This window comes from Arthrobacter sp. TmtSoilC77 (genome assembly GCF_059739415.1).
In genome coordinates this window covers 3,533,521-3,555,119 of the sequence record NZ_AP046050.1, presented here as the reverse complement: position 1 = coordinate 3,555,119, position 21,599 = coordinate 3,533,521, and the positions used below count along the sequence as shown (strand labels likewise).

22 protein-coding genes and 1 tRNA gene are annotated in these 21,599 nt (G+C 62.3%); 14 read left to right on the top strand and 9 right to left on the bottom strand.

Annotated features, from left to right (window positions below):
• Positions 1-184: 184 nt before the first annotated feature.
• A complete protein-coding gene (locus AC6I99_RS16415) occupies positions 185-676 on the bottom strand; it encodes a YajQ family cyclic di-GMP-binding protein (protein WP_018776783.1) in 492 nt (163 codons plus the stop codon).
• A 180-nt stretch (positions 677-856) separates the two neighbouring features.
• Here AC6I99_RS16415 and AC6I99_RS16410 point away from each other — a divergent pair, with 180 nt between their 5' ends.
• The gene (locus AC6I99_RS16410) at positions 857-1,123 is read left to right on the top strand and encodes a hypothetical protein (RefSeq protein ID WP_216925007.1); all 267 of its coding nucleotides are present in this window, start codon (positions 857-859) and stop codon (positions 1,121-1,123) included.
• Positions 1,124-1,251: 128 nt separating this feature from the next.
• Positions 1,252-1,333, top strand: a tRNA-Tyr gene (locus AC6I99_RS16405).
• 47 nt (positions 1,334-1,380) lie between these two features.
• On the opposite strand, the gene AC6I99_RS16400 is transcribed toward AC6I99_RS16405, so the two are convergent.
• Positions 1,381-2,154 carry a potassium channel family protein gene (locus AC6I99_RS16400; protein WP_309925660.1) on the bottom strand — a complete coding sequence of 258 codons (774 nt, stop codon included), beginning with the start codon at positions 2,152-2,154 and terminating at the stop codon, positions 1,381-1,383.
• 46 nt (positions 2,155-2,200) lie between these two features.
• The gene (locus AC6I99_RS16395; RefSeq protein WP_224088422.1) at positions 2,201-2,419 is read right to left on the bottom strand and encodes a hypothetical protein; all 219 of its coding nucleotides are present in this window, start codon (positions 2,417-2,419) and stop codon (positions 2,201-2,203) included.
• Between the two features lie 185 nt (positions 2,420-2,604).
• Here AC6I99_RS16395 and AC6I99_RS16390 point away from each other — a divergent pair, with 185 nt between their 5' ends.
• Complete coding sequence (locus AC6I99_RS16390) at positions 2,605-3,150, top strand: acyl-CoA thioesterase (protein ID WP_224088421.1); 546 nt, start codon at positions 2,605-2,607, stop codon at positions 3,148-3,150.
• Positions 3,151-3,156: 6 nt separating this feature from the next.
• Here AC6I99_RS16390 and AC6I99_RS16385 read toward each other — a convergent pair whose 3' ends face one another.
• From AC6I99_RS16385 to AC6I99_RS16375, 3 genes are read right to left on the bottom strand one after another with little or no spacing between them, the layout of a single operon-like run.
• Positions 3,157-3,957 (bottom strand): ABC transporter permease subunit, encoded by an 801-nt coding sequence (locus AC6I99_RS16385; RefSeq protein WP_224088420.1) that lies wholly within the window; start codon positions 3,955-3,957, stop codon positions 3,157-3,159.
• Positions 3,950-4,954 (bottom strand): ABC transporter ATP-binding protein, encoded by a 1,005-nt coding sequence (locus AC6I99_RS16380; protein WP_497961292.1) that lies wholly within the window; start codon positions 4,952-4,954, stop codon positions 3,950-3,952. The genes AC6I99_RS16385 and AC6I99_RS16380 overlap by 8 nt, the downstream gene beginning before the upstream one ends.
• Complete coding sequence (locus AC6I99_RS16375; RefSeq protein ID WP_497961291.1) at positions 4,951-5,628, bottom strand: TetR/AcrR family transcriptional regulator; 678 nt, start codon at positions 5,626-5,628, stop codon at positions 4,951-4,953. The genes AC6I99_RS16380 and AC6I99_RS16375 overlap by 4 nt, the downstream gene beginning before the upstream one ends.
• A 268-nt stretch (positions 5,629-5,896) precedes the next feature.
• On the opposite strand from AC6I99_RS16375, the gene AC6I99_RS16370 reads away from it, so the two are divergent.
• Together AC6I99_RS16370 and AC6I99_RS16365 are read left to right on the top strand one after the other, a co-directional pair.
• A complete protein-coding gene (locus tag AC6I99_RS16370; RefSeq protein ID WP_497961290.1) occupies positions 5,897-7,672 on the top strand; it encodes an SGNH/GDSL hydrolase family protein in 1,776 nt (591 codons plus the stop codon).
• Between the two features lie 81 nt (positions 7,673-7,753).
• On the top strand, positions 7,754-8,131 hold the full coding sequence (locus AC6I99_RS16365; RefSeq protein WP_224088415.1) for a thioredoxin family protein: 378 nt from the start codon (positions 7,754-7,756) through the stop codon (positions 8,129-8,131).
• A gap of 114 nt (positions 8,132-8,245) precedes the next feature.
• Here AC6I99_RS16365 and AC6I99_RS16360 read toward each other — a convergent pair whose 3' ends face one another.
• Positions 8,246-8,524 (bottom strand): putative quinol monooxygenase, encoded by a 279-nt coding sequence (locus AC6I99_RS16360; protein WP_224088414.1) that lies wholly within the window; start codon positions 8,522-8,524, stop codon positions 8,246-8,248.
• 83 nt (positions 8,525-8,607) lie between these two features.
• Between AC6I99_RS16360 and AC6I99_RS16355 the strand changes: the two genes are divergently transcribed.
• Both AC6I99_RS16355 and AC6I99_RS16350 read left to right on the top strand, forming a co-directional pair.
• Positions 8,608-10,284, top strand: a complete 1,677-nt coding sequence (locus tag AC6I99_RS16355) for an AMP-binding protein (RefSeq protein WP_497961289.1) — start codon at positions 8,608-8,610, stop codon at positions 10,282-10,284.
• 132 nt (positions 10,285-10,416) lie between these two features.
• Positions 10,417-11,322, top strand: a complete 906-nt coding sequence (locus AC6I99_RS16350; protein WP_497961288.1) for an endonuclease domain-containing protein — start codon at positions 10,417-10,419, stop codon at positions 11,320-11,322.
• A 75-nt stretch (positions 11,323-11,397) separates the two neighbouring features.
• Here the strand turns inward: AC6I99_RS16350 and AC6I99_RS16345 are convergent, their stop codons facing one another.
• Positions 11,398-12,372 (bottom strand): DNA-3-methyladenine glycosylase family protein, encoded by a 975-nt coding sequence (locus tag AC6I99_RS16345; protein ID WP_497961287.1) that lies wholly within the window; start codon positions 12,370-12,372, stop codon positions 11,398-11,400.
• Positions 12,373-12,504: 132 nt separating this feature from the next.
• On the opposite strand from AC6I99_RS16345, the gene AC6I99_RS16340 reads away from it, so the two are divergent.
• From AC6I99_RS16340 to AC6I99_RS16315, 6 genes are all read left to right on the top strand, one after another.
• Complete coding sequence (locus AC6I99_RS16340; RefSeq protein WP_497961286.1) at positions 12,505-12,897, top strand: VOC family protein; 393 nt, start codon at positions 12,505-12,507, stop codon at positions 12,895-12,897.
• Positions 12,898-12,954: 57 nt separating this feature from the next.
• A complete protein-coding gene (locus AC6I99_RS16335) occupies positions 12,955-14,340 on the top strand; it encodes a cystathionine beta-synthase (protein ID WP_497961285.1) in 1,386 nt (461 codons plus the stop codon).
• Positions 14,341-14,388: 48 nt separating this feature from the next.
• Positions 14,389-15,558, top strand: a complete 1,170-nt coding sequence (locus AC6I99_RS16330) for a cystathionine gamma-synthase (RefSeq protein ID WP_224088404.1) — start codon at positions 14,389-14,391, stop codon at positions 15,556-15,558.
• Positions 15,559-15,562: 4 nt separating this feature from the next.
• A complete protein-coding gene (locus tag AC6I99_RS16325) occupies positions 15,563-16,852 on the top strand; it encodes a glycosyltransferase 87 family protein (RefSeq protein WP_497961284.1) in 1,290 nt (429 codons plus the stop codon).
• A gap of 67 nt (positions 16,853-16,919) precedes the next feature.
• Positions 16,920-17,444, top strand: a complete 525-nt coding sequence (locus tag AC6I99_RS16320) for a winged helix-turn-helix transcriptional regulator (protein WP_497961283.1) — start codon at positions 16,920-16,922, stop codon at positions 17,442-17,444.
• Positions 17,441-18,877 (top strand): MFS transporter, encoded by a 1,437-nt coding sequence (locus AC6I99_RS16315; protein ID WP_497961282.1) that lies wholly within the window; start codon positions 17,441-17,443, stop codon positions 18,875-18,877. The genes AC6I99_RS16320 and AC6I99_RS16315 overlap by 4 nt, the downstream gene beginning before the upstream one ends.
• Positions 18,878-18,937: 60 nt before the next feature.
• Here the strand turns inward: AC6I99_RS16315 and AC6I99_RS16310 are convergent, their stop codons facing one another.
• Positions 18,938-20,113 carry an acyl-CoA dehydrogenase family protein gene (locus tag AC6I99_RS16310; protein ID WP_497961281.1) on the bottom strand — a complete coding sequence of 392 codons (1,176 nt, stop codon included), beginning with the start codon at positions 20,111-20,113 and terminating at the stop codon, positions 18,938-18,940.
• A gap of 148 nt (positions 20,114-20,261) precedes the next feature.
• Between AC6I99_RS16310 and AC6I99_RS16305 the strand changes: the two genes are divergently transcribed.
• Positions 20,262-21,596, top strand: a complete 1,335-nt coding sequence (locus AC6I99_RS16305; protein ID WP_497961280.1) for a glycosyltransferase 87 family protein — start codon at positions 20,262-20,264, stop codon at positions 21,594-21,596.
• Positions 21,597-21,599 lie beyond the last annotated feature (3 nt).

The window sequence follows — 21,599 nt, the reverse complement described above, 5'->3', positions numbered from 1 at the left end:
CCATACTTAGGCTTGCCTAATGATGAAGAATACTGCCGCGGTACGATTACGCAAAAAGTTTGTGCCCTAATGTCCCCTGTCATTACGACAATCGATGTAGTCATGCCACAAAAAACCGGGATCCAGCGCCCTGAGCGGCGCCGGACCCCGGCTTTTATGACGCTGGCGGTGCAGCGTCCGCAGCCTAGCTGCGGAAGTTCACGAACTGCAGGTCTGCCTCTTCGAACTTCTTGAGGATGTTCATGGTCTCCTGCAGGTCATCGCGGGACTTGGAGGTGACGCGAAGCTCGTCGCCCTGGATCTGGGACTTGACGGACTTGGGCGCTTCGTCGCGGATGATCTTGTTGATCTTCTTGGCGATGTCCTGTGCGATGCCCTCCTTGATGGTGCACTCCAGCCGGAATTCCTTCCCGGAGGGGTAGGGCTCGCCCTGGTCCAGGGACTTCAAGGAGATGCCACGCTTGATGAGCTTGGACTGGAAGACGTCCAGGACGGCGAGGACACGGTCCTCCGAGTTGGCTTTCATCAGGATCTTTTCGCCGCTGAAGTCAATTTCCGCGCCGACTCCCTTGAAGTCGTAGCGCTGCGCGATTTCCTTCTGGGACTGGTTGAGCGCGTTGGCGACCTCTTGCTTGTCTACCTTGCTGACGACGTCGAATGTTGATTCGCCTGCCATGACTCTCCTTAGGTTGGGGGCCCGGTAAGGGCGGTTTGTCTGCCATCCAGCCTAGTACGGAAGGCGCGGGATGGGGCCGTGGATAACTTTCACAGTTCGCTCACAGCACATGCTTGGTTGGAACCGAGGTGGATCTTTGAGAGTTGTACCAGTTGGAAGAGCCCATCCCCGGAGGTAAGCATGAGCCACAAAGCCGTCCACTACGTCACGAAGTCCGCATCGGCGGCAGCCGGTTCGATCGGTACGGCAGCGGCAGCCGCGGCGAGTGCGGTGGCAGCGGTGACCGTGGCGGCGTCGATCGTCCTGAGCCCGGTGCCGGATGCGGCCTCGCGGATGGACGGCGTTCATGCGGATTTGCAGCGCGCGGTGGAACTCAACCAAATCACGGCTGAGCAAGCAGAAAAGTTTGAAGCGAAACTGGCTGGCCGGATCCTCGGAGAAGCCTGAAATACAGGCCATTCCGGCGTGTCCGCTCTCGATTAGATTCTTGGCCGGAAGTTCTGTAAGGTTGTCTCTGCCTTCGGTTACCGGATCGAAAAGAAACGGTCTCCGGAAGTGATCTTCTTTTGAAGTTCGGCAGATTACCCGAGCGGCCAAAGGGGGCTGACTGTAAATCAGCTGGCAACGCCTACGGGGGTTCGAATCCCTCATCTGCCACCCAAGGGAAATCCCCGGAACCATCAGGTTCCGGGGATTTTTTTGCGCTATGGCTCTGTGCTCTTCCGAAGTTCTGCGCTCTTCCGAAGCTCCGCGATCTCACGCCTTAGCGCTGCAATTTCAGTGACAAGGTCTGCCAATTCAGCGCGGACCGGTTCTTCGGCGGCTGCCGCTTTGGTTTCCGCGGCCGCCGCGACATCCTCCGCGTTTTCCTCGATTCGTTGCACCAGCCACGAGGCAATGGAGGCCGTCACGATACCCAGGACGGCAATCCCGCTCATCATGAGCGCTGCCGCCACGACCCTGCCGATGGGGGTGACGGGGTAGAGGTCTCCGTAGCCAACTGTGGTGATGGTGGTGATGGCCCACCATGCAGCGTCGCCGAACGTCAGGATCTTGGCGTCCGGCGCATTCTGCTCCACATCAAGCACTGCCAGGGCGCCGATGAGCACCAACATGGCGGCCGAGCCGGCAACGTATGTGGCCACGCGTCCGCGCAGGGTTTCCCCTACTGTGCGTTGCAGTACGGATAGGAGCGTGACCAGTCGAAGGAGCCGGAGCGGCCGAAAGAAGGGGAGCACCACGATGAGGAGTTCATGCAGGTTCCAGATGAACCATCGCCTTCGATCCTCGGCCAGCCAAAGGTTGGCGAAGTAGTCCAGCGCGAAGATCCCCCAGGTAATCCAGAGGATTATTTCGAAGGGAAGGCCGGCCGCGCCGTCCACGCGTCCTATGACCTGCCAGGCATATGCGGCGAGGAAAATCAGTGCCGTCGCCATGAGGGGCCATTCGACGAGGTCCCGGTATCGCGCTTGAGTCATACGGGAATCCTAGCCACAGCACCAATGCGCGCCACTGGGAAACGGGTCAGACGGTGGGAGTCTCCAGCCAGTATCCGTCCATGTGGTGAACCAGTTGCCGGCCCAAACCGCCCTTGAGCTGCACCCAGAGTGTGCTGCGGTCATCGGTCATGCCGTCGATGGTTCCTTCGATGCGGTTGCCCCGGGCGTCCCGGAGTACCACGTCCTGGTGCCGTGCGAGGTCGGGCCAGACGTCCGCGTGCGGCTTGGTAGTCAGAGTGCTCAAAGGGATCTCCCTGGTGGGTTGGTGTTTCCGGGTTTCAGATATTGTGCACGGGATGGATGAACTGGCGGTAAACGTTTGTGCAATCGTTGGACATAAAGCGTTGGATGTACTAACGCAGCATTGGGACTGTGTCCACCATGCGGCCGGCCTTCCCCCAGAAGTTACTCGCGGGTAACATTGCTTGCATGCATTTGCTTCTTCGCACCCTCATGCTGCTGTTCACTTCATCCAGGCGTTCGCCCTTGGGTGCTTGGGAAACGTCCTCATTGCCTCTGCGTGTTTTGCCGACGGACATCGACATCGCGATGCACGTGAACAACGGTATGTATTTCTCCTTGATGGACCTTGGCCGTTTCGACCTCATGGTTCGGAGCGGTATTTGGAGAAAGATGCGCAGGCGCGGCTGGAGTCCCGTTGCAGCGGGAGAGACCATCGCTTTCCGCAAGTCATTGCAACTGTGGCAGCGCTACTCCATCGAAACGCGCATCATTGGACTGGACACCAAAGCCATCTACTTTGAGCAGCGCATGGTGGTGGACGGAGAGATCTACGCCCGCGCCCACATCGCAACCCGCCTGGTGAATAAAGGGAAGCCGGTGACGCAGGAAGAGATTATTGCTGAGTTCGGTGCGCCACCGGCTGATCTGGAATTGCCGGAGTGGATCCATGAGTGGCGGGAAAACAATGCGCTCCCAGGGGCGCGCCGGCCAGCTCCGCATGTGTGGGCATAGGGGAACTCAAACACCGACGTCCCGCCGCTGGAGTGCAACCGCGCCCAGGACGATAAGCGCCGCAGAGATGCCAAGCAAGCCCGCTGCGGCTCCCCAATCAGCGCCGTTCGTCACGGGTGAATTGCCGTACGCCCAGTGGTAAGGCGAAAGGTTCAGCAGCCAGTCGACGTCGGGGCTTTGCCTCCCAACCGCGTTGAAGACATAACCGAGGACGGCGACGGCGGCACCCGCGGCAATCGCATAAACCTTCCGTCCCGTCAGCGCACCTACGCACAGCGCCGCTGTTCCGCTCAGCAATGCCAAAGCGGCAAACAGCACTACCGCGCCGAAGAGATGCCCGACGTCGATATCCAGTTTCGAGGGCCCGTTCAGCACGAGCACCAACAGGAAGACCACGGCCGAAAGGATCGCGACGCGCACCACGAGGGCCAGGGCGCGTTCAAGGACCACCTGGATCCGGGTCACGCTATGGGCCAAGGTCAATTCCAGGAGCCCAGACTCCTCGTCCGCGCCCACCGCAGCCGCGCCCCAGCCAACGGATGCCATGGACATCAGCAGGAAACCGATCAGACCGAACAGGGTGGCCTGTGTGTAGCCAGGTCCAGTGGCTATCTGGTCATAGTTCAGGGCCTTGGTCATCTCCTGGGGGAGTGCGTCGATCATTTGCTGCATTTGCGCGCTGCCCCCGATGGACGGATAGAGGGGCAGGTACAGCATGATCGCAGCCGTCAGCCCCAGGGCCCACGCGAGAGTGGACCGCCACGAATCAGTGAGGGCCTTGGTGAAGAGAGGGAGGAACTTAGGCATGGTGTGCTCCTTCCGTGTGGCTCACGGATTTGTGTCCGTTTCCGTTGCCGACGTAATGCCCCGTCCCCGCATAGTTCCCCGTGTAGAGAGTCAGAACGGCTTCCTCCAAATCCGGCTCCTCCAAGACGAGGTCTTTGAGGTTCAGCCGGGCCAGTTCCTGCACCAGTGGCTGGACCTGACCCGAAAGTGTCGCCGTTGCTTCGATCGCGGCTTCCGCTGCGCCGTCACCAGGAAGCTCCCGCAGCACAACATTGGCGACGCCCGGCACCCGCGCAAGCAGCGCGCCGAGGTCGTTCTTTTCTGCGCCGGCCGCGTTGAACCGCAACTGCCGTACGGCCGCGTTCCTCAAGGCCTCAACAGTGGAGATCGTTACGATGCCGCCGTCGCGGAGTATGGCTACGGCGTCGGCGGCCTGCTGGACCTCGCTCAGTACGTGAGAGCTGAGGAAGACCGTTGCGCCGTCGTCAACCACTTCGCGGATGAGTGCATGGAACTCCTGTTGGACCAGGGGATCCAGGCCGCTGGTTGGTTCATCGAGCACCAGGAGTTCGGGGCGGTGCATGAACGCCTGCAGGAGGCCGAGCTTCTGTTTGTTCCCTTTGGAGAGCTTTCGGGTTTGCCGGTCCAAATCCAGATCCAGCCGCTCTGCCAACTCGTTGACATATTTTGGCTCTACCGGGCCGCTGATGGCCGCGAAGTGTTCAAGCATGCGCCGGCCCGTGGTTCGGTTCTCCAAGTGGAGTTCCCCAGGGAGGTAACCGATCCTGCGGCGCAGCCCGGTTCCGGCGCGACGTGGATCCTGCCCCAACACTGAAATCGTTCCCGCGCTTGGCCGGATGATGTCCAGAAGGCAGCGCATGGTGGTGGTCTTGCCCGCTCCATTCGGTCCAATAACGCCGAAGACCGTTCCCGGTTCAACGGCGAAATTGAGTCCGTGGAGGACCTCGCGCTGGCCGAACTTCTTGCGCAACCCTTCGACGACGATTGCCTGGGTCACGGGGCATGCTCCCTTCCTTGGTTGTTGGCGTCTTGCTGCAGGGCGTCGCGGGCCGCTTCCAGGAACCGCGAATCCGCATAGAAGCCGTTGGTGTAGATGTCCAGCGCCGGGATGGTCAGTTGCCGCAGCAGTTCCGGTCCTATGCCGTGCGGTTCCGTTACGTCCGCTCCCAGCGCCCGTGAGAGGTGCCTGCCGAGCATGAGCATCGCGAGGCTGTTGGATGCAATAACGACGGCGGTGGACCGGACGTCGTTGAATTCGCGGATGGTGCCGGCCGCGATGCCGGCTTCGATAATGTCCTGCGTCTGGCGCACCACGGCGTCGAAGAATGCGTCGCCGGCCTCGGATTCGTCGCCCAGGGAGCGCCGAATGTAGGCGATCTCATCCGCGTACTGGTCCGGGTGGTTGAGGTAATCCTGGATCAATTGACGTGCCGTGGCAGGGTCGGTTTTTTCCTTGCCCTGGCTGGCGGTCTGCGCGAGGACGTGCTGGTCGCAGGCTTCGCGCAGGCCGGCCTTGCTGCCGAAGTGGTGGATCACCAAGCCGGGGCTGACACCCGCCGCAGAGGCCACCGCCCGGACGGTGGCAGGACCGAAACCATCGCGGCCGAACAGACCAATGGCGGCATCGCGAATGCGTGCCCGGGTGGACACATCTTCTGCGGTTAAACGCATGTTTAATACACTAAACACCTGTTCAATCCGTATCAAGAGGCTGGGATTGAAAGGCTCGCGGCTGGCTGGAACATAACGATGTGACACCAAACGCTGCGTCGCCACTGCCTCAACTGCCGCCGTCGAACATACTGGCTTGACTGTCTTCGTGGGGGAGCAGTGACGGCGCCTGGGCGCCCGAAGATGCAGGGGTAGAGAAGTGGGTTGTACAGGGTCGGCTTCATCGTCGAAGAAAAGCAAAATTGCCGGGTCATTTGCGGCGCTGCTGGTGACCCTGGGCCTGCTCGGAACCGCTCTACCCGTGGAAGCCGGGCCATCATCGGGGAGCATCCAGGTTCAGGCCACCACGCCTCCCGTCACAGGCGCCATCGGCCAGCTTTACAGCACCAGCACCTGGGCCCGCAGCGTGCTGATCCGCCCCACGGCAGCGGAGGAATGCTCAAGCACAGGCTGCGTGCAACGGTTTGTCGGCGGCGATATCGCGTGGTCGCCCCGCACGGGGGCCCGCGTAGTGGTCAATGGACCAGTGCGCACCGCATGGTGGGAGGCCAACGGTCCTGCCGGCTATCACGGCTATCCCACAACAGACACTGCAAACGGCTTGCGCAATGGAGGTTCCAAGCAAATCTTCGAACGCGGAGCGATCAGTTTCTCGCCGGCAACGGGCGCCCAACGCACAACGGGATCCATCCACTTGGCATGGGGGAGAGCGGGTCTTGAGGCTGGTTTCCTAGGGTACCCGGCCGGAAACGAACGCACCGGACTACCCGACGGCGGTGCCTACCAGGTCTTCGAACACGGCTTTGTTGTATGGTCGCCAGCGACGGGGGCACATCCCTCCATGGGTGCCATCCGTGAACGCTGGCGCCAATCCGGGCTGGAAAGCGGCGAGTTTGGCTACCCCATCACGGATGAAGCGACGGGACTGCGCAATGGTGGCTCGTCACAGCAGTACCAGCACGGAACCATCATCTGGTCGCCCTCGACCGGCGCGAGGGCCCTGACGGGAGCCATCAGGAGCTACTGGTCCTCGACTGGCGGCCAGAACGGTGCCCTGGGATATCCGGTCGGCGAGGAAAACCGGCAAAACGACTTCGTCTACCAACTCTTCCAGGGCGGCACGGTCTACTGGTCGGCGGCAACGGGTGCGCATTCCACCACGCACGGCGATGTCCACAACCGCTATGTGGCCCTGGGTGGAGCTGCCGGTCAATTGGGTTTGCCGCTCACGGACAAACTTCCGCGGGCCGGGGGCCTGGTGCAGCAGTTCGTCAACGGCTGGCTCGTCTGGGGGCCGGCCACTGGAGCTCGGATTGTGGGGCACTCCACATACAAAGTGTGGTCCATCAACCCGGGTGAGTTCGGTTGGCCGTTGCGTGACACCTGGACAGATGCAAGGGGCTCGCACGTCGCCTTCCAAAAGTTGGAAACCATCTGGAACGATTCCACGCAGGAGCTGTATTCAGCCGAAGCAGTCGATGCTTCCACTGTGGTGTTCCTTGGCGACTCGCAGTTGGACCTGGATTCATGGGGCGAACAGGGTGCCCGGGCCGCTGGCTATACCCGCCAGGTGGTCCGGAGTATCGGTGGGATGGGATACGTTTCGGGGAGCCCGGCGGTTGGTGGCAACTCAGCGACGGATGCCCTGGTGCTGGACAGGATCCTTTTGCCCCAAGGGAACCCAGGTCTGGTGGTGGTGACTCTTGGCGGAAACGACGCCCGGATTTTTGCCACCGATGCCGCGATCCTGTCCCAGGCCAACCGGTTGTGGGATGAACTGCGCCGCAAATATCCCCGCAGTACGATCCTTGTCACCGGTGTTCTCTCCCGCTATGACGCCAGCCATTTCCAACGTCGATGGGTGGACGGGCTCTTGACCCGCGAAGCCGCTCTCCGGGGCTGGCCCCGCATCTCGATGTCCGGCACAGCAACTATCGCCGGGGCTACCTGGAACTACCTGGATGATGTGCACATGAACCAGACCGGGCACAACAAGGTGGCCCCGTTCTACGCGTCCGCGCTCAAATACGTTTTGGGCAAGTAGCCGTTTATTCCCGTTGACGCGGGAAGCGAACAACGCCCCTCTCCACGGGACTTAGCGGGCGGGGTCGCGTACCGTGGAAACATGGCTACAGTTGACATCACTGGAGAACAGTTCGCATCGACCATCGAAGGCAATGACATTGTCCTGGTGGATTTCTGGGCTGCCTGGTGCGGCCCGTGCCGCCAATTTGCGCCCACTTACGGGGCAGCCTCGGAGAAACACCCCGATGTGTTCTTCGCGAAGGTGGACACCGAGGCTGAGCAGCAGCTCGCCGCCGAAGCCGGAATTACGTCGATCCCCACGCTCATGGCATTCCGCGAGAAAGTGCTTGTCTTCTCCCAGCCGGGTGCCCTCAACGGCCAGCAGCTGGAGCAGGTCATCGAGGCCGTGAAGGGCCTGGACATGGAAGAAGTCCACGCGCACGTGGCCAAGGCACGTGCCGAGGCCCAGGAAAGCTAGACCAAACGCGGCGAAATCGCCGGAAACGCATCGAGGTCGCCGGATAAATTCCGGCGACCTCGATGCGTTTCGGGCGTTTCCGCGTTCTTCCAGCGGTTTCGCGACGTGTAGAGCCTAGAGCCGTTCGAGCTGGACCGGCTCGGCAAGCAGCGCACTGAGGGATTCGTTCAAGTCCTGGACGGCAATGCCCTTGGAGTGCTTCTCCAAGGCCTCCTCAGACTCCCAGCGCTCTGTGAGCACCAGCTTCTCCTCGGTGGCTTCGGTCAGTTCATAACGGATGCAGCCGGGCTCGTTGACGACCTCGTCGATCGCGATTTCCAAGGCGAGCTTCACGCGGAAGAACTCGCCGTCGTTGGGGATGAACGTGGCCTGCAGGTCGATGGGTGCACTCATGGATCCAACCCTACCGGGAGGACACGGAGGCGATTGTCCACTTTACGGTTCTGTTGCGCGGACTGTCTTGGTAGCGTTCGGTCATGTTGTCCTACACCGCCGGAGACACTGACGTCCCGCTGCTTGAAGAGACCATCGGTGCCAATTTTGAACGCATCGCATCACAGTTCCCGCTCAGGGACGCCCTGATCGAAGCAGCTGCCACACCCGGCGGCGACGCCCGTCGCTGGAGCTACGAAAAGCTTAACGACGACGTCGATCACCTCGCCCGCTCGCTCCTCGCCCTGGGCCTTGAGAAGGGTGAGCGCATTGGCATCTGGAGTCCGAACTGTGCCGAGTGGACCATCCTGCAGTACGCCACGGCAAAGATCGGGGCCGTGCTCGTCAACGTCAACCCGGCTTACCGCAGGCACGAGCTGGAGTTCGTGGTCAAGCAGAACGGCATGCGGATGCTCGTGGCTGCGCCCTCCGACAAGAACAGCGATTATGTGGGCATGGCCCGGGAGACCGCGGGTACGTGCCCTGAACTCAGGGAGATCGTTTTCCTCCCCGGAGATCCGGAAGTTGGCCTCTCAGCCGGTGTCCCGGAGGCCGGCCACGAACTGACGTACGCTCAACTCCTGACCCGGGCGGACGGCGTCGGGCCTTCTGCGCTACGGGACCGCATGGCCGAACTGGATCCGCACGATCCCATCAACCTTCAATACACATCGGGCACCACGGGCTTCCCGAAAGGTGCCACCTTAACGCACCACAACATCCTCAACAACGGCCACTCGATCGGCCGCCTCCTGGGATATACGGAACATGACCGCGTGGTGATTCCGGTCCCGTTCTACCACTGCTTCGGAATGGTGATCGGGAACCTGAATGCCCTGAGCTTCGGGTCAGCAACCATCATCCCAAGCAGGGGGTTCAACCCATCCGCGGCGTTGGAAGCCGTGCAGGACTTTGGCGGCACGTCGCTTTATGGCGTTCCCACCATGTTCATTGCCGAACTCGCGCTGCCCGACTTCGCCACGTTCGATCTCTCCACGCTCAGGACGGGCGTCATGGCGGGGTCGCTGTGTCCCATCGAGGTGATGCGCCGGGTCATCGATGAAATGCACATGGTGGACGTGGCCATTTGCTACGGCATGACCGAGACTTCGCCGGTATCCACCATGACCCGGGCGGGGGACACTTTGGAGCATCGGACCAGCACAGTGGGCACGACCATGCCGCACCTTGAGAGCCGGATAGTGGATCCGGGAACGGGTGAAGTGGTGGAGCGCGGCGTCATCGGCGAGCTGTGCACGCGCGGCTACGCCGTGATGCAGGGCTACTGGGGCCAGCCGGACAAGACGGCCGAAGCCATTGACGCAGAGGGCTGGATGCACACGGGCGACCTCGCTCGAATGGACGAGGACGGGTATCTGGTGATTGAAGGCCGGATCAAGGACATGGTGATCCGTGGTGGCGAGAACATCTATCCCCGGGAGATCGAGGAATTCCTGTATCTGCATCCGTCCATCCAGGATGTGCAGGTAATCGGTGTTCCGGACGCCAAATACGGGGAGGAGCTGATGGCTTGCATCATCCTCAAGCCCGGAGTCTCGACGCTCACGGAAGAGGACATCGCCGAGTACTGCCGTGGCAAACTGGCGCATTACAAGATCCCCCGGTATGTGGATGTTCGCGAGAGCTTCCCGATGACCGTCTCGGGCAAGGTCCGGAAGATAGATATGCGCCAGGAAGCCGTGTCCCGCCTGCACCTCTAGATGCAACGCGGGGTCACTTACGGCCCATGTTGACGACCTTCATGGGCCTTAAGTGACCCCGCGTTGCTGTCATCGGTATCCGGGCTGTGGATAACCCCGTGCGGGCAGGGCCAAACCGACACACTGGAATGCATGGTCCGTATCAACCCTCTGCCCGACGAACTCCAGTACCGTGCTTTCACGACGTACGAGTCCCGCGAGCTCGGTATCCCAGCTAAAAGGCTCAGGGCAAAGGACATTTCCGACGGCGGACGGCTGATTCATCTGCCAACGGGACGTGAGATTGAACTGCTGGAACGGGCGCGGGTTCTGGCCGCCGCAACACCCGGGGCCTGGGTTTCCCACGAAACTGCCGCACTTCTCACGGGTTTGGGGCTTCCCCCTTGGATGGGCGGGGGAGACGCCATCCACCTGAGCAAACCGCACATCCTCCCGAGGGTCCGCCGTGCCGGAGTGACGGGCCACAGAGTGCGCGTCCACCCCGGTGAAGTCATGGATTTCGAGGGAGTACCGGTTTCAGTTCGTCCTCGCACCTGGCTGGACTTGGCCAAGGACCTGCCGCTGAACTACGTGATCGCGATGGGCGATCAGCTGATCCGTCGCCCTCGGCCAGCCTTCGAAGCACGGTCCGAACCCTATGCTTACCCCTCTGGTCTGCGGCTGTTAATTCGACAACACCCCAACCTCCAAGGCGTGGAGAAAGCCCGCCTTGCGCTGGACGAAATGAGGGTGGGTGCGGACTCGTATCCAGAAACATTCCTTCGTTTGGCCATGCGGGATGCCGGCCTTCCGGAACCTGAACTCCAGCTGCAGTTGGACGTGCTGGATCCGATGTCACCGAGGGCCGACCTCGGGTACCGGCGGTTTCGAATCGCTGTGCAGTACGACGGCGCCCATCACCTGACACGTGAACAGCAGTCCCGGGACAACCGGCGCGACGAGGCATTCCTCAGAGCGGGGTGGTCTTACTTCAAAGTCAATGCAGACGACCTTGCCGAAGGCTTCGCCGGGGTGATCTCCAGGATCAAGAGGGTATGACCCAACGCGGGGTCATTTACGGCCCTTTGGACGAGCAAACATGGGCCCTAAGTGACCCCGCGTTGCTTTAAAAGGTCAGTGGCCGCGATGGTCCTGGACGGTCATCCGTGGGCCGAAGGTGGGCTTCCGGAAGCCGCTCAAGTAAAGCATTCGGACCAGCCGCTGCCTTTGTCCGCGCCAAGGTTCCAGCAGCTCCAGCATGCCGGCGTCGTCGATCTTCCGTCCCAGCAACGCATAGCCCACGAACGACGCAAGATGGTAGTCGCCCACGGAGATTGAATCCGGGCAGCCGTGGGTTCTCTGGACCACTTCCGCGGCAGTCCAAACGCCGATTCCGGGAATGGTCTGCAGTTTGGCTCCGGCACGGGCTGGGTCCAGGCCGGCCAAACGTTCAAGCCCGACGGCGGACTGCAGCGCCCGCATCACCGTCGCCGAGCGTTGTGGCCCCACTCCGGCCTTATGCCATTCCCAGGACGGAACGGCCAACCATTGCCGTGCAGTGGGAGGTACGAGGAGCCCGGGAGGAGCCGCACTGCCGGGGGCTTTGGTTCCGAAACGGTACATCAAGTACCGGTAGCCACGCCTTGCCTCCAAGGTGGTGACCTTTTGCTCCAGAATGGTGGGCACAAGGGAGTCAACCACCCGGCCCGTGGAGGGTAGCCGCAGAGCCAGGTTCCGGCGTCGTGCTTCAGTGACCAGGCGCGGGAGAGTTGCATGGAAGACGGGTTCGTCAAAAGCGGACCAATCATCGTCCGCGCCGAGCAGCCGTGGTACGCCGGCAATGGCGTGCTCTGCGCCGGGCCCCCAGGCCTGCGCATCGACAAATGAATCAGGTCCCGGGCCGCCTGCGGAAAGCCGCAGGGTGACTGCTCCTGAAGGAGTAGTGAAGGCCATCCAGAACCCGTTGGGATGGGCCGCGAAAGAGGGGTCGGCATTGCCCCGCATCAGGGGAAACATGGTTTGGTCGAGCCTGTAGGAGGCGTCGGCGTGCCATCGTATGGAAGCGTCTGCCGCAGCCGCAACAAGGGGCGGGGCGTCTGCAATGGTCATGTTTTCATCGTCCCACGGCTGGCTGACAATTCACTCCTGCAAGCCTCTTACGGCGGCCGCTTCCCGGGTCTAGACTCCCTGATGTGGCGCGGGTGGGCCGCGTCCGACCCCCAAAATCCAGGAGCGCAAACCATGGCCGGAATAGTGCATTTCGAGATTCCCACGGATGACAACGACAGGGCGAACACTTTTTACCAAAGTGCTTTCGGCTGGAATCTCAGCCCTATGCAGGAAATGGATTACACGATCGCCATCACTACTCCGTCCGATGAACAGACCGGCAGGCCCAAGGAACCCGGAGCCATCAATGGTGCCCTGTTCCCCCGAACGGACAACCTGAAAAATCCCATCCTCACCATAGACGTGGATGATGTGGATGCTGCCCTCGGCGAGGTGGAATCCGCGGGTGGCTCCATAGTTCAAGGTAAGGACGCCGTCCCCGGCATGGGCTGGTACGCCTACTTCAAAGACACCGAGGGCAACATCCTGGGCCTCTGGCAAACGGACTCCTCTGCCGGGAAGTGATGCTCCGCACGTGGGGCACGGCGGGGCGGACTACGGGCAGGCGGTAACTTTGTACCTATGAAGTACGCCCAGTCTGTGTTGGACCTCATCGGCAATACGCCGCTCATCAAGCTCAACCACGTAACGGACGGGATCAAAGCCACCGTCCTGGTCAAGCTCGAGTACGTCAATCCCGGCGGATCCATCAAGGACCGCATCGCCGTGAAGATGATCGAAGAAGCGGAAAAGGACGGGCGGCTGCAGCCGGGCGGAACCATCGTTGAACCGACGTCGGGGAACACCGGAGTCGGCTTGGCGCTCGTAGCGCAGCAAAAGGGCTACAAATGCGTCTTCGTGGTGCCTGACAAGGTGGGCGAGGACAAACGGGCGGTCCTGGCCGCGTACGGCGCGGAAGTCGTGGTGACGCCCACAGCTGTTGCCCCCGACAGCCCGCAAAGCTACTACGGTGTCTCAGACCGCCTGGTTAAGGAAATTCCCGGTGCCTTCAAGCCGGACCAGTTCTCCAATCCAGCAGCCCCGGGCAGCCACTTCGAGTCGACAGGACCGGAGATCTGGCGCGATACCGACGGCAGGGTGACGCACGTCGTCATTGGCGCTGGAACGGGCGGCACCATTACCGGCACGGGCCGCTTCCTTAAAGAAGTTTCGGCAGACCGTCCCGCGTCCGACGGCGGCCGGGTCAAGGTCATCGGTGCGGACCCCGAGGGCTCTGTGTACTCGGGCGGCACAGGGCGCCCCTACTTCGTTGAAGGCGTTGGCGAGGACATGTGGCCAGCCAACTACGACAAAACCGTCCCGGACCAGGTCATTGCCGTTTCGGATGCCGATTCGTTCGCCATGACCCGCCGCCTGGCACGCGAGGAGGGCCTCCTGGTGGGTGGCTCCTCCGGCATGGCCGTGGTCGCTGCACTGGAGGCCGCCAAGGACCTGGACGAGTCCGCGGTGGTTGTGGTGATTCTCCCCGATTCGGGCCGCGGCTATCTTGCCAAGATCTTCAACGATCAATGGATGCGCTCCTACGGCTTCCTTTCCGGCGGCGAAGAGTCATCCGTGGGCGAGGTGCTGAAGTCCAAGACAGGAGAGATGCCGGACCTGGTCCACATCCACCCGAACGAGACTGTTCGGGACGTCATCAACATCATGAACGAGTTCGGCGTCTCACACATCCCGGTCCTCTCGCAGGAACCGCCCGTAGTGATGGGCGAGGTCCTGGGCGCCGTTGATGAGCGCAGCCTCACTACCAAACTGTTCCGTGGCGAAGCCAAACTCACGGACAAGATCTCGGAACACATGGGGGAGCGCCTGCCCGTTATCGGATCCCTGGAGACCATTTCCGCGGCACGCGAGCTCTTGTCCGACGTCGATACTGTGATGGTCACGTTCGTTGGGGCGCCAGTGGGCATCCTGACTCGCCACGACCTTCTGGCTTACCTGAGCAACTGAGCGCCACGCGCCCACTTCCAACTGTTGAACACTGAAAGAGGAGCTTCCATGTCCGTCAACAACAACGCCGGGTTCAACACGAGGGCCGTCCACGCGGGCCAGGCCTTCGAACCCCGGACAGGCGCTGTGGTGCCCCCTCTGCACTTCAGTTCAACCTACGCCCAGGACGGGATCGGCGGCCTGCGGTCCGGCTACGAATATGGCCGCGGCGGCAACCCCACCCGCGACTCCCTGCAGGAACAGCTGGCTGCCCTCGAGGGTGGTTCCGCCGCGTTCTCGTTCAGCTCCGGCCTTGCTGCCGAAGACTCGCTGATCCGGGCTGCGGCCCGCCCCGGGGACCACATCGTCCTGGGCAACGACGCCTACGGTGGCACGTACCGCCTCATCGACCGTGTGCTCGGCGACTGGGGCATTGGCAACACTCCCGTTGACATGTCCGATCTCGATGCTGTGGCACGTGCTGTCGCAGCGAACAAGACGCGCATGGTGTGGGTGGAAACCCCGTCCAACCCCTTGATGAAGATCACCGATATTGCCGCGCTCGCCGCCGTCGCGCACGACGCCGGTGCCCTCCTGGTGGTCGACAACACCTTCGCGTCCCCCTACTTGCAGACCCCGCTGGACCTGGGTGCCGACGTCGTTATCCATTCCACCACCAAGTACATCGGTGGCCACTCGGACGTGGTGGGCGGCGCGATCGTCGTCAACGATGCCGAGCTCGCCGGGAAGATCGGTTTCATCCAGTTCGCTGTTGGTGCCGTTTCGGGACCGATGGATGCTTTCCTCACCACGCGTGGCCTGAAGACCTTGGGCGTGCGCATGGACCGGCACAGCGAGAATGGACAAGCTGTAGCCGAATGGCTGCTGCAGCGTCCCGAAGTTGAAGCCGTGCTCTACCCGGGCCTCCCGGACCACCCCGGCCACGAACTCGCTGCCAAGCAGATGAAGAAGTTCGGCGGCATGGTCTCTGTCCAGTTCAAGGGCGGTGAAGCGGCAGCGCGTACTGTTGCCGAATCCACCTCGATTTTCACCCTGGCCGAATCGCTGGGCGGAATCGAATCCCTCATGAACTACCCCTCGGAGATGACGCACGCATCCGTCAAGGGAACCGAACTGGCCGTCCCCGTGAACCTCTTGCGCCTCTCATGCGGCATCGAGGAGTCCGAGGACCTCATCGCGGACCTTGAGCAGGCCTTCGCCAAGATCAGCAACGGCTGACACTGTGGCTTCTTCTTCACCCACGGTTGTTTCGGCTGCCCAGCGAGGCTGGATCCTGACCGTCGCAGGCGTGCTTACCCTCGCCGTCGCCGTTTGGTTCCTCTACACGGACTACCAGCCGTTCCTGAACGACTTCGAGGTCTATTTCTACGGCGGCGGCAAGGTTCTCGAAGGCGGGGATCTTTACGCTGTGCGCGATGGCCTTCCGTTTACTTACCCGCCGTTTGCGGCCCTGCTCTTTGCCGGCCTCGCAGCAATGGGTTTCTTCGCCAGCAGCATGGTCTTCATCATCGCGGCCCTGGCTGGCGCCGCAGTGGTGGCAGCCTGGTTGGCACGGCACTACTTCGGCCTGAAGACGTGGCGTTCAGCATTCGCCGACTACCGCTTCAGGACCACGGCTTTGGTGGGAACGGGAGCCATCCTGCTTCTGGGCCCGTGGCGGGACACGTTCGTTTTCGGCCAGATCAACATCATTCTCATGGGCGTGATCCTGGCGGACTTCGCGCTCTACGGTAAGGCGCGGGCGGGCCTGATCCGGTGGCCTGCAGGACTGTTGATTGGCCTGGCCGCAGGCGTGAAGCTCACGCCGCTGGCATTCGGACTGTATTTCCTGGTCCGCCGGGACTTCAAGGCCCTTGGATGGATGGCGGCCGGTTTCTTCGGGTCCATCGCCATCGCGTGGGCCATCCTCCCGCAGGCATCCCTGGCATTCTGGACCCGGATCCTCCCCGATACCGGGCGCATAGGCGGTCCCGCCTATGTGGACAACCTGTCCGTCAAGGGGCTGCTCCTGCACTTCGGCATGCCGGATTCCACTCTCACCAGCGTGGTGTGGATGATTCTTTCCCTGGTCCTGGCGGCCCTTGCAGCAAAGGTCATTAAGTGGGCCGTGGATGTTGACGAGAACTTCATCGCGGTCTCGGCCACGGCCATCCTGATGCTCCTGATCAGTCCCGTCTCCTGGTCCCACCACTGGGTCTGGGTGGCAGTAGCCCTGCCGAGCATGGCCTTCGCGATGCATCGGGTGCCGTCCCGCAGCGGGCGCATGCGGACGGCAGGGTGGATCATTGTGGCCTGTTCCACGGTTGCTTTCTATATGACGCCGAAGAACCTTGCCGTCTGGGCCGGTGCTGCCGAGTGGGGCAAGGACCCCCAGACGCAGTGGCAATTGATGGTGTCAAGCCTCGGTGTGGTGTGCGGAATCGCGCTGCTGGTGTACTGGGCCCTGGCTTACCGCCCTTCGCGCACGGGCCTCGTTCCAGCCAGGATGCCCGCTGGGCGCGTGGCTTCCTGACCTTCTTTGCCGCGGAGAACTGCGCCGAGCATAGCTTTCTTTAGAAAAGTCATGTACTTTTGTCCACATGCCCTTACGATCCGACTGGTCCGCCCGCACGTGCAGCCTGGCCCGCGGCCTGGATGTCCTCGGTGACCCATGGGGGAGCTTGGTCCTGAGGGAGATCTTCTTCGGAAACGGCCGCTTCGACGCGATCAAGCAGCGCCTGGAAGTCGCGGACAACGTTCTCAGCAAACGTCTTGGATGGCTGCTCGAGGCGGGGCTGCTGGCGCAACGCCCATACCAGGATGGTGCCCGAACCCGTCAGGAATATGTGCTGACACCCAAGGGCGAGGACGCTCTTCCCGTCCTCAACGCCATCATCATCTGGGCAGAGAAACACCTGGACGCCCCCAATGAGGTGTCCCATATGCGGGTGGTCCACACTGACTGCGGACAAGTCACAGCCTCTGCCGACACCTGCACCCACTGTGGCGTTCAGCTGACAGCTGCCAACACGAGCTGGCATAGCTTCACACGCAGCGACCATCCACTGCCCCTGGCCGTAGCACCCGTATCATCAACTTCCCCCGAAACGGAGATCTCCGCATGACCGCTCCCGATGTCACCGGAACTCCGGCAGCCTCTGCACGTGTCCCGACCGGCAAGCGCCCCACGGGCACCAAGCCTGCCCGTCGACCCAGCCGCAGGCTGCACCCTGCCTGGATCGTGGCCGCCGTAGCATTCCTCGCCCTGGTTGGGGCGGCCGGCTTCAGGGCCGCGCCCGGAGTGCTGATGGTCCCGCTGCAGCAGGAATTCGGCTGGTCCACCACAGTGTTGTCCCTTGCGGTAAGCATCAACCTCGTTTTGTTCGGTCTGACGGCACCCTTCGCCGCGGCCTTGATGGAACGCTTCGGCATACGCAAAGTCACCGCGCTAGCGCTTTGCCTGATTGGCCTGGGCTCAGCGCTAACTGTGTTGGTGAACCAGTCCTGGCAGATCCTGCTCACGTGGGGCGTGCTGATTGGCCTCGGAACGGGATCCATGGCCCTCGTCTTCGCAGCCACCATCGCCAACACCTGGTTCGCCAAGAGCCGTGGCTTGGTGATCGGCATCTTGACCGCCGGCAGCGCCGCTGGCCAGCTTGTCTTCCTGCCCTTCATCGCCGCCTTGGCGCAGAACCCGGGCTGGCGGGGCGCGTCGTTGCTCATCGCCGCCGGTGCTCTCGCTGTTGTGCCGCTGGTCCTGAGGTGGCTGCGGAACTCACCCGCCGACGTCGGGGTGTTGCCTTACGGTGCGGAAGCACCTGGCGCCAGTCCCGCCGGTTCAAAGACCACGACGCCGGGTGTTGCAGTTGCGTCGACGGCTTCCGCAGCAGCCAAGCCGGATTCGGCGAACGCGGCTGTCCGGGCATTGCAGGTCCTTAAGCGTGCCAGCAAAGTCCGCACGTTCTGGGCGTTGGCGGCGGGCTTCGCTATTTGTGGAGCGACAACCAACGGGCTCATCGGCACACACTTCATTCCCTCAGCTCACGATCACGGGATGCCCGAAACCACAGCGGCGGGCTTGCTGGCCGTCGTCGGGATCTTCGACATCGTGGGGACCATCGCATCCGGTTGGCTGACGGACCGTTTCAACCCCAAGGTGCTGTTGGCGGTGTACTACCAGTTCCGGGGGATCGGGCTTCTGGTGCTGCCGCTGCTGCTGGGCTCATCCGTGGAACCGAGCATGATCATCTTCGTCGTGGTCTACGGCTTGGACTGGGTGGCCACAGTGCCTCCGACCGCGGCCATCTGCCGCTCGGTGTTCGGCGCCGATGGCTCAGTGGTTTTCGGCTGGGTGTTCGCGGCCCATCAACTCGGAGCGGCTGCCGCCGCACTGGCTGCTGGTTTCATCCGCGATGCCACCGGCCACTACAACTATGCGTGGCTGGGCGCGGCTGCAATGTGCACGGTAGCTGCAGTGATCAGCGCAACCATCCGCAAGGATGCGGCACGGAAGCAACGCGTGGTGGTCGCCGACGCGCCTGCCGCCCCAACCAACTAGGTCGCAGCTGATGCCGTTTTGAGGCGCCAAAACGGCATCAGCTGCTACCTACTTGGGTGATCAGCCGCGGAAGGCCCCGATTCCCGTGATGTGCTGCCCAAGGATGAGGGTATGAACCTCATCAGTGCCCTCATATGTGCGCACTGATTCCAGGTTGTTGGCATGCCGCAGCGGCGAATAATCCAGGGTGACTCCGTTGCCGCCCAGGATAGTGCGGGCCTCCCGGGCGATCTTGATGGCCTCCCGGACGTTGTTGAGCTTGCCCACGGAGATCTGCTGGGGCTGAAGGTGTCCGGCGTCTTTCAGGCGGCCAAGGTGCAGGGCGAGCATGGTTCCCTTTTGGATCTCCAGGAGCATGTTCACCAGCTTCTCCTGCGTCAACTGGTATCCAGCGAGTGGTCGCCCGAACTGGAGCCGGCTGCCGGCATACTCCAAGGCGGCCTCATATGAGTCGCGTGCTGCGCCCATCGCTCCCCACGCGATGCCGTACCGGGCCTCGTTCAGGCAGGAGAACGGTCCACGAAGTCCGACCGCACCCGGGAGGATTGCCTCCGGACCCAGCATTACGCCGTCGAACTTGATGTCGCATTGGATTGATGCGCGCATTGAGAGCTTCGGTTCGATCGGCGTGGCCGTTACGCCCGGCGAGCCCGCGGGTACCAGGAAGCCGCGGATGCCGTCGTCTGTTTGGGCCCACACCACCATGACATCGGCAATTGAGGCGAGTCCGATCCAGCGCTTGGCGCCGTTGAGGACCCAGCCGTCGGAGGTCTCCCGGGCGAAAGTTGCCATCGAAGAAGGATCCGAACCGGCCGTCGGCTCCGTCAACGCAAAGCAGCCGATCAATTCGCCTGCAGCCATCCGTGGCAGCCACTGTTCTTTCTGCTCCTCCGAGCCCCACTTGTGAATGGCCGTCATCGCGAGCGAGCCCTGCACTGAGACAAAGGTTCGGATCCCGGAATCGCCGGCCTCCAGTTCCAGGGCTGCCAGACCATATTCGACGGCGGTGCGTCCGGGGCAGCCGTAACCCTCCAGATGCATTCCCAGGACGCCAAGCTCGCCCAACTCCGGCACGATCTCCCGAGGAAAGACTGCGTCCTCATACCAGCGCGCGATGTTCGGCCGGATCCGCTGCGTGGTGTAATCCCGCACTTTCTCGCGGAGGGCCAGCTCTTCGCTGGTCAACAGGGAATCAAGGGCCAGCACATCCGAGGTGTTCGTCGTTGAATCGCTCATTCCAGCATCCTAAGTGGCTGGATGCACGCAGTGGACGGATGCACCGCGCCACCAGCCGGGTCGGGCCGCCGTCGGGCGTTTAAGTAGTATGTATTCCGGGAGCCACTGGGATCCCCACTGCACAAAGAAAATATTGGGGGACAAAGACATGGCACTGCCCGGCGTCGATTTACAGGCTAAGGCGGAAGCCGGGAAGTCTGCATCCACCCCTTCACGAGCACTCCGTTGGCTCCCGTGGGCGCTCTTGATCTGGCCCGTGTGGCTGATGCTTGCTGGCTGGAGTAAGGAGGGCCTGGACTTCAGTGTCTACTGGTTCGGCGGAAGCATCCTCAACGAGGCCGGCGCCTCGCCCTCGGACTTGTACGGCCCAAGTGTTGCCGCCGCCGGAGCACCGGATCTTCCCTTTACCTATCCGCCGTTCGCAGCGCTCATCTTTGGCTTGTTGGCACTCTGGCCGCAACCCGCCGCGCTGATGCTGTTCAACGTGGCTGGCGTAGCGATTGCCGGCTGGGTTGCCGCCACCATAGTGAAGTACTGGGCCTCCAAGCACGACTGGCGAACTGCATTGTCATCCGCCCGCGCCCGCTGGATTGCCGGGGCGCTGTTCCTGGCTGTCCTGTTCCTTGGTCCGTGGCGTGAGACGCTGGCGTTCGGCCAGATCAACATCCTGCTCATGGGCTTGATGGCTGTCGACTTGCTGGGCGCCTCCGGGCGCCGGGGGTTCCGTGGCAGCGGCTTCCTGGTGGGCATAGCGGCGGGTATCAAGCTCACGCCCCTTGTCTTTGGCCTGTACTTCCTGATGCGTAAGGACTGGCGTGGACTGGCCAACATGTCCATCGGTTTCGCCGGTACCGTCCTCCTGGCATGGGTGGTTCGGCCAGCCGAGTCGCTGCAGTTCTGGCTGGAGATACTCCCTGACACGTCCCGGATCGGCGGCGCCGGCTACGTGGACAACCTCTCGATAAAGGGCGCGTTGCTTCACTTTGGCGTGCCGCAGGATTCAGTGACGGTTCCCTGGCTAGCGCTCAGCCTTGGCACGGTGGTGCTCGCGGCCTTCCTGATCCGCGCGGCCAGCTTGCAAGGAGCCCGCGTCATTGCAATATCGACGACGGCACTGACCATGCTGCTCATCAGCCCCGTCTCGTGGTCCCACCACTGGGTCTGGATGGCAATCGTTCTGCCGGCATTCGCCTGGACCATCAAGGAAACTCCGGGCCGATACAGGGCGCAGAGAATTCTGATGACCGCTGTGCTGGCCGTTTCCACGCTGGTCTTCTTTTATTCTCCAAAGACCATTGGCACGGCTCTGGGTGCCGCTGATCTCAACGTCCAGACGCCGGGGCTGTGGATCATGGCATCGAGCGCAGGGGTGTTCTGCGCCGTGGCAATCCTGGCCTGCTGGCTTGTGGCGCTGCGGCGGGATGCGGTCCTGCCGGATGGCGTGCCTGCCCGGCTCCGCCGGTGGGCCATGGCACGGCGCTGAACG